The 14,224-nt window shown below is 53.5% G+C and carries 12 protein-coding genes; 9 read left to right on the top strand and 3 right to left on the bottom strand.

Features of this window, described 5'->3' with window-relative positions; genetic code table 11:
* Entirely contained in the window at positions 1–1,164 is a 1,164-nt protein-coding gene (locus NFU03_RS00850; protein WP_251635281.1) for an FtsW/RodA/SpoVE family cell cycle protein, read from the top strand.
* Between the two features lie 23 nt (positions 1,165–1,187).
* Positions 1,188–4,625, top strand: coding sequence for a pyruvate carboxylase (gene pyc, locus NFU03_RS00855; RefSeq protein WP_251635282.1), 3,438 nt, complete (start codon positions 1,188–1,190; stop codon positions 4,623–4,625).
* A 50-nt stretch (positions 4,626–4,675) separates the two neighbouring features.
* On the opposite strand, the gene NFU03_RS00860 is transcribed toward pyc, so the two are convergent.
* A complete protein-coding gene (locus tag NFU03_RS00860) occupies positions 4,676–5,590 on the bottom strand; it encodes a COX15/CtaA family protein (protein WP_285835396.1) in 915 nt (304 codons plus the stop codon).
* Positions 5,591–5,912: 322 nt separating this feature from the next.
* On the opposite strand from NFU03_RS00860, the gene cyoE reads away from it, so the two are divergent.
* The 7 genes from cyoE to NFU03_RS00895 all read left to right on the top strand — a co-directional run bounded on the left by cyoE (position 5,913) and on the right by NFU03_RS00895 (position 12,443).
* Positions 5,913–6,833, top strand: coding sequence for a heme o synthase (gene cyoE / locus NFU03_RS00865; protein ID WP_251635283.1), 921 nt, complete (start codon positions 5,913–5,915; stop codon positions 6,831–6,833).
* 97 nt (positions 6,834–6,930) lie between these two features.
* Positions 6,931–7,995, top strand: a complete 1,065-nt coding sequence (gene coxB, locus NFU03_RS00870) for a cytochrome c oxidase subunit II (RefSeq protein WP_251635284.1) — start codon at positions 6,931–6,933, stop codon at positions 7,993–7,995.
* Positions 7,996–8,030: 35 nt separating this feature from the next.
* Positions 8,031–9,911 carry a cytochrome c oxidase subunit I gene (locus tag NFU03_RS00875; protein ID WP_251635285.1) on the top strand — a complete coding sequence of 627 codons (1,881 nt, stop codon included), beginning with the start codon at positions 8,031–8,033 and terminating at the stop codon, positions 9,909–9,911.
* On the top strand, positions 9,911–10,537 hold the full coding sequence (locus tag NFU03_RS00880; RefSeq protein WP_251635287.1) for a cytochrome c oxidase subunit 3: 627 nt from the start codon (positions 9,911–9,913) through the stop codon (positions 10,535–10,537). The genes NFU03_RS00875 and NFU03_RS00880 overlap by 1 nt, the downstream gene beginning before the upstream one ends.
* 1 nt (position 10,538) lies before the next feature.
* Positions 10,539–10,886 (top strand): cytochrome C oxidase subunit IV family protein, encoded by a 348-nt coding sequence (locus NFU03_RS00885; protein ID WP_251635289.1) that lies wholly within the window; start codon positions 10,539–10,541, stop codon positions 10,884–10,886.
* Between the two features lie 139 nt (positions 10,887–11,025).
* Complete coding sequence (gene ctaG / locus NFU03_RS00890; protein WP_251635291.1) at positions 11,026–11,949, top strand: cytochrome c oxidase assembly factor CtaG; 924 nt, start codon at positions 11,026–11,028, stop codon at positions 11,947–11,949.
* A 32-nt stretch (positions 11,950–11,981) separates the two neighbouring features.
* The gene (locus NFU03_RS00895; RefSeq protein ID WP_251635293.1) at positions 11,982–12,443 is read left to right on the top strand and encodes a DUF420 domain-containing protein; all 462 of its coding nucleotides are present in this window, start codon (positions 11,982–11,984) and stop codon (positions 12,441–12,443) included.
* Positions 12,444–12,502: 59 nt separating this feature from the next.
* On the opposite strand, the gene ytvI is transcribed toward NFU03_RS00895, so the two are convergent.
* The gene (ytvI, locus tag NFU03_RS00900; protein WP_251635295.1) at positions 12,503–13,561 is read right to left on the bottom strand and encodes a sporulation integral membrane protein YtvI; all 1,059 of its coding nucleotides are present in this window, start codon (positions 13,559–13,561) and stop codon (positions 12,503–12,505) included.
* A gap of 182 nt (positions 13,562–13,743) precedes the next feature.
* The gene (locus tag NFU03_RS00905) at positions 13,744–14,106 is read right to left on the bottom strand and encodes a YugN family protein (RefSeq protein ID WP_251635297.1); all 363 of its coding nucleotides are present in this window, start codon (positions 14,104–14,106) and stop codon (positions 13,744–13,746) included.
* Positions 14,107–14,224 lie beyond the last annotated feature (118 nt).

Consider the following 14,224-nt stretch of genomic DNA (forward strand, 5'->3'; position numbering starts at 1 on the left):
TTGAAAAGTTATGCAAAACGGCTCTTCCGCCACTTCGATTTTCCGTTATTTTTTACATACTTACTGCTGATCCTGTTCGGTTTGGTCATGGTCTACTCCTCCAGCATGGTGTGGGCTGCCAACCGGTACGGCAAACCGGCGGATTTTTTCTTCAACCAGCAGCTCAGGAGCGTGTTCATCGCCATTCCTGCCTTCCTGTTCACTGCGTTCCTTCCATATAAGTTATACCGGCAAAAGCTATTTATGATCATTTCAGTCGCAGTGATGCTCTTCCTGCTCGTCCTTGTGCACTTCATCGGGTTCGGCGGGGAAGTCGGCTCACAAAGCTGGATCAACCTGCCGATCGGCAGCCTGCAGCCATCCGAAGTCGCGAAGATCGTCATCATCCTCTACTTCGCAGGTGCGTTCGCGAACAAGTACGATGCCGGCACCATAAATGACATCAACAAAGGCATCATGCCGCCGATCCTCCTTCTTGGCGCTGCGGTCGGTTCGATCATGTTCGAGACGGATATCGGGGCGACGTTCATCATCATCATGACGGCGATCTGTGTCATGGCGGCGAGCGGCATCAGCCTGAAGACGTTCGGCAAATTGAGCGGTTTTGTTGCCGCCATGCTAGTCGTGGTCGGCATTGTCCTTTACTTTGCTTGGGATAGCGTTATGACAGGCGGGCGGATCGGCCGGCTGACGGCTTTCCGGGCTCCTTTCGACTATATGCAGACATCAGGACTGCAGATCGTCAACGGCTATATCGCGATCGGGGCCGGCGGTGTGTTCGGCCTCGGCCTCGGCAATTCCGTGCAGAAGATGGGCTACCTGCCTGAACCGCATACGGATTTCATCATGGCGGTCATTTCGGAGGAACTCGGTGTCTTCGGATCAGCGATCGTCATCGGAGGGCTCGGTTTCCTCGTCTTCCGCGCACTTACGATTGCGCTCAGGACGGCGGATCCCCATGCGAGGATGCTCGCTTCCGGAATCGGCGCGCTCATCGGCATCCAGACCTTCGTCAACCTCGGAGGCCTGACGGGGCTGATTCCGCTGACCGGCGTGACGCTTCCGTTTATTAGTTATGGCGGAACTTCGATTATTCTGTTATCTTTAGCATTAGGAATATTGATGAATATTTCAATGTTCACTAGATATGAGCAGAAAAAATAGAAAAGGGCGTGCCTAAGGTGGAAATGAAATCGATCAAGAAGATTTTGGTTGCAAACCGTGGGGAAATTGCAATTCGTGTCTTCCGTGCGTGCACGGAACTCCAGATCCCGACTGTCGGAATCTATTCAGCGGAAGACCGGGGATCGTTCCACCGCTATAAAGCGGATGAATCGTATCTGATCGGTGAAGGGAAGAAGCCGATCGATGCGTATCTGGATATCGAGGGGATCATTGAAATCGCAAAGCACTCTGGGGCCAATGCGGTCCACCCGGGGTACGGCTTCCTTGCTGAAAATGAGGAGTTCGCTGCACGCCTTGAACAGGAAGGGATCATCTTCATCGGTCCGGCTTCCCGTCATCTGGAGATGTTCGGCGATAAAGTGAAAGCGCGTACACAGGCGGTGCGTGCCGGTATTCCCGTCATTCCGGGTACGGACGGACCGGTCGATTCCGTCGAGGATGTCGAAGCGTTCGGGACGTCGCATGGCTATCCGATCATCATCAAGGCATCGCTCGGGGGCGGAGGGCGCGGCATGCGGATCGTCGAGCATGCAGACGAGGTGCAGGAAGCGTACAGCCGGGCGAAGTCGGAAGCGAATTCCGCTTTCGGATCGGACGAAGTATATGTTGAAAAGCTGATCCGTGAACCGAAGCATATCGAAGTCCAGATACTCGGCGACACACATGGCAATATCGTCCATCTGTACGAGCGCGACTGTTCCGTGCAGCGGCGCCATCAGAAACTGGTCGAAATCGCACCGGCCATTTCCCTGTCTGCGGAGCTGCGCCAGGAAATCTGCGACGCCGCAGTCAAACTGATGGCGAATGTCGGGTACATAAACGCAGGCACAGTCGAGTTCCTCGTGGCGGACGGCGAATACTACTTCATCGAAGTGAACCCGAGGATCCAAGTGGAGCATACGATCTCCGAAATGGTGACCGGTATCGATATCGTCCATACCCAGATTTTCATCGCCGATGGTGAGGACCTGCATGCAGGTCATGCTGCCGTGCCGGAACAGGACAAGATTCCGCTGTTCGGCTACGCCATCCAGGCACGCGTAACAACGGAAGATCCGCTCAATGATTTCATGCCGGACACAGGCAAACTGTCAGTCTACCGTTCGGGAGGCGGATTTGGAGTGCGGCTCGATGCAGGAAACGGGTTCCAGGGGGCTGTCATCACGCCTTATTATGATTCACTGCTCGTGAAAGTATCGACATGGGGTGTGACGTTCCGGGAAGCGGCAGCCAAGATGGACCGCAACCTCCAGGAATTCCGCATCAGGGGCATCAAGACCAATATTCCGTTCCTAGAAAACGTCGTCCGGCATGAGAGTTTCCTCACAGGTGATTATACGACGAGCTTCATAGACACGGCTCCTGAATTGTTCGAATTCCCAGTCAAAAAAGACCGCGGAACGAAAGTGCTGAATTATCTCGGGACGATCACCGTCAACGGCTTCCCGGGGATCGGCCGACAGTCCAAGCCGGTTTACGCCACGCCGCGCAAGCCGGAAATCGATCTGTCGATACCGCCGAAGCCGGGGACCAAGCAGATCCTCGATGAGCGCGGACCAGACGGGCTGGCTGCATGGGTAAAGGAGCAGGAGGATGTGCTGCTGACGGATACGACGTTCCGCGACGCCCACCAGTCGCTGCTAGCGACCCGTGTACGGACTGCGGACATGGCGAACATCGCTGCTGAATCCGCACGGCTCATGCCGGACCTGTTCTCGTTCGAAATGTGGGGCGGCGCGACGTTCGACGTGTCGTACCGGTTCCTGAAAGAGGATCCGTGGGAACGGCTGGCCGTCCTGCGTGCACAGATCCCGAATGTGCTGTTCCAGATGCTGTTCCGCGGTGCGAACGCTGTCGGCTACAAGAACTATCCGGATAACGTCATCCGTGAGTTCGTCAAAGAGGCTGCTGCGTCCGGGATCGATGTGTTCCGGATCTTCGACAGCCTGAACTGGCTGAAAGGGATGGAAGTGGCGATCGATGCGGTGCGCCAGGAGAACAAAGTGGCCGAAGCGGCGCTGTGCTATACAGGCGACGTCCTCGATCCGCTGCGGACGAAGTATTCGGTCAGCTATTACAAAGAGATGGCGAAAGAGCTCGAAAACGCCGGTGCCCATATCCTGTCACTGAAAGATATGGCCGGTCTGCTGAAACCGGAAGCCGCCTACCGTCTCATCTCCGAACTGAAGGAGACGGTCGATATCCCGATCCACCTCCATTCGCACGATACGAGCGGCAATGGGATCGCCATGTATACGCGCGCAATCGAAGCGGGCGTGGATATCGTCGACACGGCTCTCGGCGCGATGTCAGGGCTGACGTCCCAGCCGTCCGCGAACTCGCTGTTCTATGCGCTGCAGTACGGCAATCGGGGCGTACGGACAGATATCAAAGCACTCGAAGAGCTGTCGTTCTACTGGGAAGACGTGCGGGCCTTCTATTCCCACTTCGAAAGCGGCATGATCAGTCCGCATTCGGAAGTGTATGTCCACGAAATGCCGGGCGGTCAGTACTCGAACCTGCAGCAGCAGGCGAAAGGCGTCGGCCTCGGCAACCGTTGGAAAGAAGTGAAGGAGATGTTCTCCCGCGTCAACATGCTGTTCGGCGACATCGTGAAAGTGACCCCGTCATCGAAAGTGGTAGGGGATATGGCGCTGTTCATGGTGCAGAACGAGCTGGATGAAAAAGCGGTGATCGAACGCGGCAATTCCATCGATTTCCCTGAATCGGTCATCGAATTCTTTGAAGGCTATATCGGCCAGCCGTACGGCGGGTTCCCGGAAGAGCTGCAGAAAGTCGTCCTGAAAGGCCGCAAGCCGCTGACGGAACGGCCGGGCGAACTGCTGGAACCGATCGATTTCGAACAGGTGAAAGCGGACCTCGAGGAGAAGCTTCAGCGACCGGTTACGATGAAAGATGCGCTGGCCTCTGCGCTGTACCCGAAAGTGTTCGATGAGTATGCGGCCATGCACAATGATTTCGGCAACCTGTCCGTCATCCAGACGCCTGAATTCCTCTACGGTATGCGTCTCGGGGAAGAGATCGAAGTGGAGATCGAGAAAGGGAAGACACTCATCGTCAAGCTCGTCTCGATCGGCGAACCGCAGGCAGACGGCACGCGCATCGTCTACTTCGAACTGAATGGCCAGCCGCGTGAAGTCGTCATCCAGGACGTCAGCGTCGAAGCGGACGTCGTGAAGAAACTGAAGGCGGATCCAGGGAATGACGCGCATATCGCTGCGACCATGCCGGGTACCGTCCTGCAGATCGCCGTCGCGAAAGGCGACCGCGTACGCCGCGGCCAGCATCTGCTGATCACCGAGGCGATGAAGATGGAAACGACGATCCAGACGCCGTATGACGGGGTCGTGAAGGAGATCTTCGTGTCGCCGGGCGAAGCGATTTCAACTGGTGACCTGCTGATCGAACTGGAACATTGACAAAACAAACAGCCGCCCGGGGACAAAGCCCCGGGCGGCTGTTTCATTCGTTACTTCTGCGATTCCCTGACACGCGACAGCAGGAGGATCATATACGTCAGCAGGCCGAACAGCAGCGTGACGAACAAGGAGTGGAACAGAGCGACGATCAGATCGAGCCGCGTGAAGATGGACAGCATTCCGGTGAATGCCTGTGCGAGCACAAGCGCCAGTGCGATCGACCAGCTCCAGACGAGCACTTTCTGGTCCCGGTAGTTCCGGTACACATGGAACGCGATATACGCTATCCAAAGGACGATAAGGGCGGCGGCGGTCCGGTGGCCCATCTGCACCCATTCGTTCAGATTGGACGGCAGTTCGAACCGGTCATTCCGGCAGAGCGGCCAGTCGGCACATGCGAGACTCGACTCCGTATGGCGCACGAGCGCACCGGTGTAGATGACGAGGTACGAGTAGACTGTCACGCCGACTGTGTGGAACCGCAGTTTCCTGCCGACTTTCAGGCGGTCCGCATCGAACTTCTTATCGACTTCGAAGATGAGCAGCGTCAGCAGCAGCACCGCTGCAAACGAAATGAGCGAGATCCCGAAATGCAGTGCGAGTATGAAGTCGCCCTGCCCCCATTTCACCTGGGCGGCCCCGATCAGCGCCTGCAGGATGAGGAAGAACACAGCCATGGAGGCGAGGAACTTCGTCTCCCGGACATGTCCGATCGCTTTCCACGACCAGACGGCGAGGACGACGATTAAAATCCCGACAGCACCTGTAACGACGCGGTGGGAGAATTCGATGAGCACTTCGGTCGTGATTTCATCGGGGATCAGCTGGCCGTTGCAGCCCGGCCAGTGCCGGCCGCAGCCCATGCCGCTGTCCGTCTTCGTAACGAGCGCTCCGCCGAGCATGATGAGCAGCATCCCGATGGTCGCTGCGACGGCAAACCATTTCAAGTAGTTATATCGTTTCAAACAAGGACACCTTCTTTTGAGATATGTCGACCGTTTGGAAAGGTCTCTAATTTTTAATGATAGAGAAACGGCTGGTAAAACACAATGGCGGAAACGAATTAGACAGGGGACCAGCCTGTTTTTCACAAAACGTTCATAAAAAAGACCTGATAACTTCACAAATGACAGGGAGGAATGATTTACTATAGAATGTGCACTGTATAAATCCTTGCGTGAGTGTGCAATTCTATACAAATTGCGATTATGTATAGAAATTGTGAAGGATTTTCGATATAGTTAAGTATAGCGGTCATTTTCAACCGGCTTTGAAAGGGGGAGTCAAATGTCAAACAGTCGAACGACTGCTGCACAGACGGCACCGGAGACTGCGATCGCGCCTACATTCCTGAAGGATTTCCTGGCGCTCATCAAAATCGGGATCGTGAATTCCAACCTGATCACCGCGTTTACAGGTCTGTTCGTTGCATTCCAGTTTGCAGGCATCAATTTCGTACATAGACTGGATCTCATGATTGCAGTGCTTCTTGGAACCGCCCTCATCATTGCCGGCTCGGCTGCACTGAACAACCTGATCGACCGGGATATCGACCCGATCATGTCACGCACCAAAACCCGTCCGACCGTGACAGGGCGCTTCAAAGCACCTGCCGTCCTCACTGCCGCACTCGGGTTCATCGTCATCGGCGAAGGATTGCTGTTCTCAGCGAACCCGACAACCGGATGGCTCGGCCTCGCTGGCGTGTTCAGCTACGTCGTCCTCTACTCGATGTGGTCGAAACGGCGACATGTCGCAAACACGATTGTTGGAAGCCTGTCAGGAGCCATTCCGCCGCTGATCGGCTGGGCTGCAGTGGATCCGTCACTCGGTCTCGGAGCCTGGGCACTGTTCCTCATCATGTTCGTCTGGCAGCCGCCTCATTTCTACGCGCTGGCCATGAAGAAGACGGAGGAATATCGGGCCGCAGGAATACCGATGCTGCCTGTAGTGAAGGGATTCGCCCGCACGAAGAAATCCATGCTTGCATGGGTCGTGCTGCTGTTCCCGCTGCCATTTCTGCTGAGCGGTCTCGGCACCGCATTCATCATCTTGGCCACCTTGCTGAACATCGGCTGGCTTGCGCTCGCACTGAAGGGATTCCGTGCAAAGGATGACTTGAAATGGGCGATGTCCATGTTCATCTACTCACTGAACTACATGACGATTCTTTTTGTATCGATGATTATCTTCTCGATATTCATCTGACCCGCTGGAATTCTTTCTTTGACAGGAATTCATTATAGAGAGGTTACTGCTCCTCGATGGAAGAAAACACTATTAGAAAGAGAGGGATTATGAAGCGATGATGAAAGGACTCAAAAAATGGCGTCTCTTTTCTTTGTTAGCTGTATTGACTGTATTTCTGGCAGGATGCGGCCAACAGGAACTATCCACGCTTCTGCCGGCTGGTCAGGTAGGTAAGGACCAGTTTAAGCTGCTGATGCTGTCATCTGGTATCATGCTGTTTGTCATTATTGTCGTAGTTGCGATTTACGTAGTAGCACTGCTTCGTTTCAGACGTTCGAAATTAGGGGATGACTTCATTCCGGAACAGACGGAAGGCAGTCAGAAACTGGAACTTATTTGGACAATCATCCCGATCATCCTCATTATCATCCTTGCAGTCCCGACGGTGTACTACACGTACAAACTCGGTGATGTGAAAGCGATGGAGGAAGTCGATGATGACGGCAATGCCAAGCACTTGGTAGTCGACGTCACTGCGAAGCTGTACTGGTGGGAGTTCGAATATCCGGATCTCGGTATCGTAACGGCACAGGAACTTGTCGTGCCGACGAAAGAGAAAGTCTTTTTCAACTTGAAAGCGGCTGACGTCAAGCACTCCTTCTGGATTCCTGCAATCGGCGGCAAGCTCGATACGAACGTCGAGAACTTGAACAAGTTCTACCTGACATTCGATCAGGAGTCGAAAGGTTTGAAAGATGGCGTGTTCTACGGGAAATGTGCTGAGCTGTGCGGTCCGTCCCACTCATTGATGGACTTCAAGGTCAAAACACTTCCGCGTGACGAATTCAACACATGGGTGAAAAACATGCAGGCTACGAAAGACAAGCCGGTTGTTGCAAACGCAGCTGGTGAGGAAGTGTTCAAGACGAGCTGTATCGGCTGTCACGCGACTTCTGGTGCCGGTGAAGGCGGATCACAAGGTCCGAACCTTGCTGCATTCGGAGACCGCAACCGTGTTGCCGGCTTCTTGAAGCATGATGAGAAAGAACTGAAAGAATGGATCAAGAATCCACAAAAACTTAAACCGGGCAACACAATGCCTTCATTCGAAAATCAGCTGTCCGATCAGGAATTGGACGACTTGGCTGACTACCTGCTCGGACTTTCCGTTGAGCAGTAAACTGTAATGCGATATTGAAGAGGAGGTAAAACAACGTGAGTTCTGTTGCTCAAAAAAGAAGCTTCGGCGCAGCATTCTGGGATTGGATGACGACAGTCGACCATAAGAAGATCGGTATTCTGTATCTGATCGGCGGCGGTTTCTTCTTCGTCCTCGGCGGGATCGAAGCGATGATCATCCGTCTCCAGCTGTTAAAGCCGAACAACGACCTCGTTAGTGCAGGTCTATTCAACGACTTAATCACGATGCATGGTACGACCATGATCTTCCTGGCTGCCATGCCGATATTGTTCGGGTTCATGAACTACATTATGCCGCTCCAGATCGGAGCACGTGACGTAGCGTTCCCATTCATCAACTCACTCGGTTTCTGGATGTTCTTCTTCGGAGGACTGTTCCTGAACATTTCATGGCTCGTCGGCCAGGTGCCTGACGCAGGCTGGACATCTTATGCTTCCTTGTCCCTCGCCTCAACTGGTCACGGGATCGACTTCTATGCGATCGGTCTGCAGATTGCAGGGGGCGGTACGCTGATGGCCGGGATCAACTTCCTGGTCACGATCATCAACATGCGTGCTCCGGGTATGACGTACATGCGGATGCCGCTGTTCACGTGGACGACATTCGTCGCGTCAGCGATGATTCTGTTCGCATTCCCGCCGCTTACTGTCGGCTTGTTCTTCCTGACATTCGACCGGATGTTCAACGGTAACTTCTTCGACCATACGATGGGCGGAAACACGATCATCTGGGAGCATATCTTCTGGATCTTCGGTCACCCTGAAGTATATATCCTGATCTTGCCGGCATTCGGTATTTTCTCGGAAATCTTCACGATCTTCTCACGCAAGCGCCTCTTCGGGTATCCGGCGATGGTATTTGCGACAGTGCTGATCGGATTCCTCGGATTCATGGTATGGGCTCACCACATGTTCACAGTCGGTCTCGGACCGACAGCGAACGCAATCTTCGCGGTTGCAACGATGGCGATCGCCGTACCGACCGGTGTTAAGATCTTCAACTGGCTCCTGACCATCTGGGGCGGAAGCATCACCGTCACGACGCCGATGCTCTATGCACTCGGATTCATCCCATCGTTCGTCATGGGGGGCGTCACAGGGGTCATGCAGGGTGCTGCACCGCTTGACTACCAATTGCACGACAGTTACTTCATTGTCGCTCACTTCCACTACGTTATCGTCGGTGGTGTAGTGCTTGCCATCTTGGGCGGACTGCATTTGTACTGGCCGAAAATGTTCGGAACGATGCTCAATGAAACACTCGGTAAGATTACGTTCATCTTCTTCTTTGTCGGATTCCACTGTACGTTCCTGATCCAGCACTGGCTCGGGTTCTGGGGAATGCCGCGCCGTGTCTGGACATATATGGATGGACAGGGCTGGAACACAGCGAACATGATCAGTTCGATCGGTGCATTGCTGATGGCAATCGGTGTCATCGTTCTGGTGATCAATATCATCATGACAGTTGCGAAGAACCAGCGTGTCGGCAACGACCCATGGCATGACGGACGTACGCTGGAGTGGGCGATCCCATCTCCGCCGCCGTTCTATAACTTCACGACAACTCCGCTCGTACGCGGGCTGGACAGTGTATGGATCGAAAAATCGGAAGGCAACATGACAGGCCTCACGCCTGCTGAACCGGTTTCCGACATCCATATGCCTAACGGTTCGATCATCCCGTTCCTGATGACGTTCGGTATGTTCGTCGCCGGTTTCGGTGCGATGTACCACCAGGAAACTTCATGGGGACTGCCGGTGCTCATCTTTGGACTTGCTTGGACATTCGTAGCGATGTCTGCCCGTTCCCTGCAGGATGACCTCGGTTTCCATGTCACGAAGGAAGAAATCCAGCGTGACATTGACAATGCTCGCAAAGGGGGTCAATTCTGATGGACTTGAACAAAAAATTCACTCCTGAAACGTGGCCGGAACACCCGGAACGAGCGACGCTTGAAGCTAAGAACAAATTCGTCGGTTTCTGGCTCTTCCTCGGCGGAGAGACCATCCTGTTCGCGACACTGTTTGCGACCTACATGGCACTCAAGAACAAGGGACCGAGCGGTTTCGAATTCTCGACACAGGAATTGTATGAACTGCCGCTCGTCTTCGTCATGACACTTCTCCTGCTGACGTCGTCATTGACAAGTGTGTACGCGATGTACCACATGAAAAACTTCAACTTCAAGAAAATGCAGCTCTGGCTCGGAATCACAGCCCTTCTCGGTCTCGGTTTCCTCAGCCTGGAACTGTATGAGTTCTCCCACTACGTGAAAGAAGGATTCACTTTCAGCAACAGTGCATTCAGTTCTTCCTTCTTCACACTGGTCGGAACACACGGTTTCCACGTTGCAATCGGACTTGTCTGGGTAACGCTCCTGCTCTTCCGGAATGCAAAACGCGGCCTGAACCTGTATAATGCGACTAAGTACTATACGTTCTCGCTGTACTGGCACTTCATTGACGTCGTATGGGTATTCATCTTTACGGTAGTTTACTTGATGGGAGTGATCGGATAACATGGCAGAAGTACAAATGTACAAGAGAACCCCTGTTGAACAGGACTTGCACATCCGCCGTGCGAAAGAAACGATGCGCGGTCAAGTATTGATGTTCTCTCTGATGATTTTCATGACACTTGCCTCGTTTACATTCGTCGTTGCTTACCAGCAAGGTGTCGAAGGGTTCTCACAATACTTGGTCATCCCGGTATTGTTCCTCTTCGCCGCAGTGCAAGTCGGACTCCAGCTTTATTATTTCATGCACATGAAAGATAAAGGACATGGCGTACCGCAGATGTTCATGTTTACAGGAGCTGTCTTCGGCTTCCTGATCCCGCTGACATTCGTCACGATTGTCTGGTGGTAAGCGTGTAGAAATGCCCCTGACTCTGGCCATCCGCCAGAGTCGGGGGTTTTCTTTTTACACGATGTCAAAGAACGTTCATTGTGTTCTGATGGCGAACGTTCTATAATGAAAACAGTATTGACTAAAGGAGTTGGGGCACTTGCCGTTAAGTATATTTGGTTTTCGCGCGTTGTGGAGCCCGTATTTTTTCGTATTTCTTGCTGTACTGACGATTCTGTATTTCCTTCTGACGAAGAAATGGAGGACCCGCTTCGAGGGGACGGAGCCTGTGACGAACCGCCAGGTCACCACTTTCCTCACCGGGATGGTCCTGCTCTATATTGTGAAAGGCTCACCGATGGATCTGATGGGCCACATCCTGTTTTCCGTCCATATGGCGCAGATGGCCATGCTGCTTCTGGTGATCGCTCCTCTGTTCATCATGGGGATCCCGAACTTCCTCTGGCAGAAAGTGTTCAGCTATCCGAAAGTGGCTGCGGTCATCCGGTTTTTCACGAAGCCGGTCATCAGCCTGATGCTCTTCACGCTGATGTTTTCACTCAATCACTATCCGCTCGTCCTTGATACGATCAAACTGAGCCTGCCGCTTCATACCGCGTTCACCCTGACGCTGTTCGCGTCTGCGCTGTTCCTCTGGTGGCCGATCTTCAATACGCTGCCGGGTGAGCCGAAGCTGCACGGCCTGAAAAAGATCGGGTACGTCATCCTCAGTGCGATCCTGCTGACACCTGCGTGTTCGCTCATCATCTTTGCAGATGTGCCGGTTTACGAAACGTATAACAGCGGGGAAGCGTGGCTGAAAGCGATGGCGCTCTGTGTGCCTGCCGGGACATTGTCCGGACTGTCGAGCCTGTCCATTTCAGGACCGGAACTGTTCACCAACATGCCGACGCTGTATGATCAGCAGCTCGGAGGCATCATCATGAAAGTCATCCAGGAACTGCTGTATGTCTTCATCATCGGTAAGATCTTCATCACTTGGTATCGTGAGGAACAGGATAATGCAGATGAAATCACACGCAAAGACCTGCTGGAACGTAAAAAACTCACTGTGCATGGCTGACTTCAGACGCTGAAACGAAATGGAGAATTCACATGAATGTACCACTTTTACCAACGTTGAGCACGGCACTGATCGTCATTTCAGGCGTACTCGTCATTATCGGCTGGATCCTCATCAAACAGCAGCGGCGGAATGCCCATAAGAACGTGATGACCGCTGCGTCCGTCGCTGCCCTCCTGTTCCTGGTGATCTACCTGTCCAGGACAGTCATCGTCGGCAACACATCATTCGGCGGACCTGACAGCATCAAGATCTACTACACGGTATTCCTCATCTTCCACATCTGCCTGGCGACGTTCGGTGCAGTGCTCGGTGTCCTGTCCCTCATTTCGGGATACAAGGACAACCTGCCCCGCCACCGCCGTCTCGGCCCTGTGACGGCAACCGTCTGGGTGTTCGCGGCCCTGACAGGTGTGGCGGTCTACCTGTTGCTGTATGTATTCTACAAAGGCGGCGAAACGACTTCGATGATCAAAGCCATCCTCGGGTTCTGAAACAGAAAAAAACACGCACTTCCCGTAATTTCGGGAGGTGCGTGTTTTTTGTCATACCGTTAAATCTTGAAATTCAGCCGGATGATTCCCGCTTCGATCGCCGTCGTGAACAGGATGACGACCATCGGGCCGATGAAGAAACCGAGGACGCCGAACAGTTTCAGGCCGATGAACATGCCGATCAGCGTCGGCAGCGGGGAGAGCCCGATCTGTGCGCCCATCACTTTCGGTTCGACAGTCCGGCGGATGATCAGCAGCACGGCGGCCAGGATGGCGAGCTTCGTGCCCATTGCGACATCGCCGCTCGCAAGCTCATAGAGCGACCACGGTGCCAGGATGATGATCGACCCGAGGATCGGGATGACGTCGATGATCCAAATGACGAGCGCCATGACCACTGCATACTTCGGCACGATGAGGAGCAGGCCGACGAACGAAGCCCCGAGGATGATGAAACTGACGAGCAGCTGGGCTTTCGCGAACCCGATGATCGTCGCATTCAGGCGTGTCGTCATATAGCGCACTTTCTCCGCTGTCCTGTCCGTCAGGCGGTTGAACACTCCCTGCTTCAGCTGCGGAAGCTCCAGCATGAACAGGAACAGGGCGATCAGGAAGACGATGAAGCTCACGAGGAAATTCGGGATTTCCGATGCCAGCGCGACGATCCGTTCGTAGCTCAGCAGTTCAAGCAGTGAAGTCTGGAACGACTTGAGCGCTGTCGTGAACTGCTCCTGCGTCGCCTTGACGATATCGGAGGGGAGTCCAGATGTGTATCTGAATATCTTCTCCTGCATATCGATCCAGGCACCGGACAGTGAATTCAAGTAGTCCGGCGCGTCCTTCGTGAACTGGATGATCCTGCCGATCAGCGACGTGATGGAATAGTACACGCCGAGCGCCACGAGCAGCATCACGAAGATGAAGACCGAAATGACGGAAAGTTTCCGCTTCCACTTGAATTTGTTCTCGACCAGTTTCACGAGCGGCTCGATGATGAGCGCGGTCAGCAGCGCCAGGATCAGCGGTATCGAAACCGGGAGAATGAAAAATAATGCAGCAACTATGATTGCTGTCAGGATGATAATAAGAAATGTTCGTTTTGTCAGCCACTTCGCCACCCGGCATTCCTCCAAGTTGTGTATTGTTTCTATTATAGCCAAAGAAAACGGAAATGGATACGAAAAGCAGAAGGTCCTGAAACCCGCCGCTTTTCGGGGAACCGAATACCCGGCAAACGGAAAAACACCGGCAGCAAGTCCATCTGGAAGATGTACTGCCGGTGTGTGGTCCATGCATAGTATTATTTCAGATTGACTGCCTGCAGGTCTTTTACAAGATTGGCGATCGTCTTCTTGGAGTCGTTGACGACGAATGGCGGGTAGATCTCATCCTCGCCGTACTCGACGCCGTGCGGGTAGTAATGCTTCCCGAGCTGAGGGGTGATGAATTCGATCACTGCATCGTTGCTGCCGACGTCACCGCCGGGTGTGATCCCGTAGACACGAAGGTAGTAGATCCCTTCTGCCACTGTGTATTTTTTGTCGAATGTCACTCGTTCATAGTCCCACTGTCCTGCAAGGACCAAGTCGTACCTTGCCGCCACTTCTTTCAGGATCGGCAGCGTGACCGCAATATTCTCAAGCCCTGTGTTGATAAAATCCATATCCCAACATCCTCCTTAACGAACAGTTCATCGATAACGAATCGTCTCTAATCATAGAACAAAAGGGAAGCGGTTGCAATGGCAACATTGTGTCGGGAGGCCGGACGGAAGGTTTTCC

The organism is Sporosarcina sp. NCCP-2716, from assembly GCF_023707985.1.
Lineage (GTDB): Bacteria > Bacillota > Bacilli > Bacillales_A > Planococcaceae > Sporosarcina.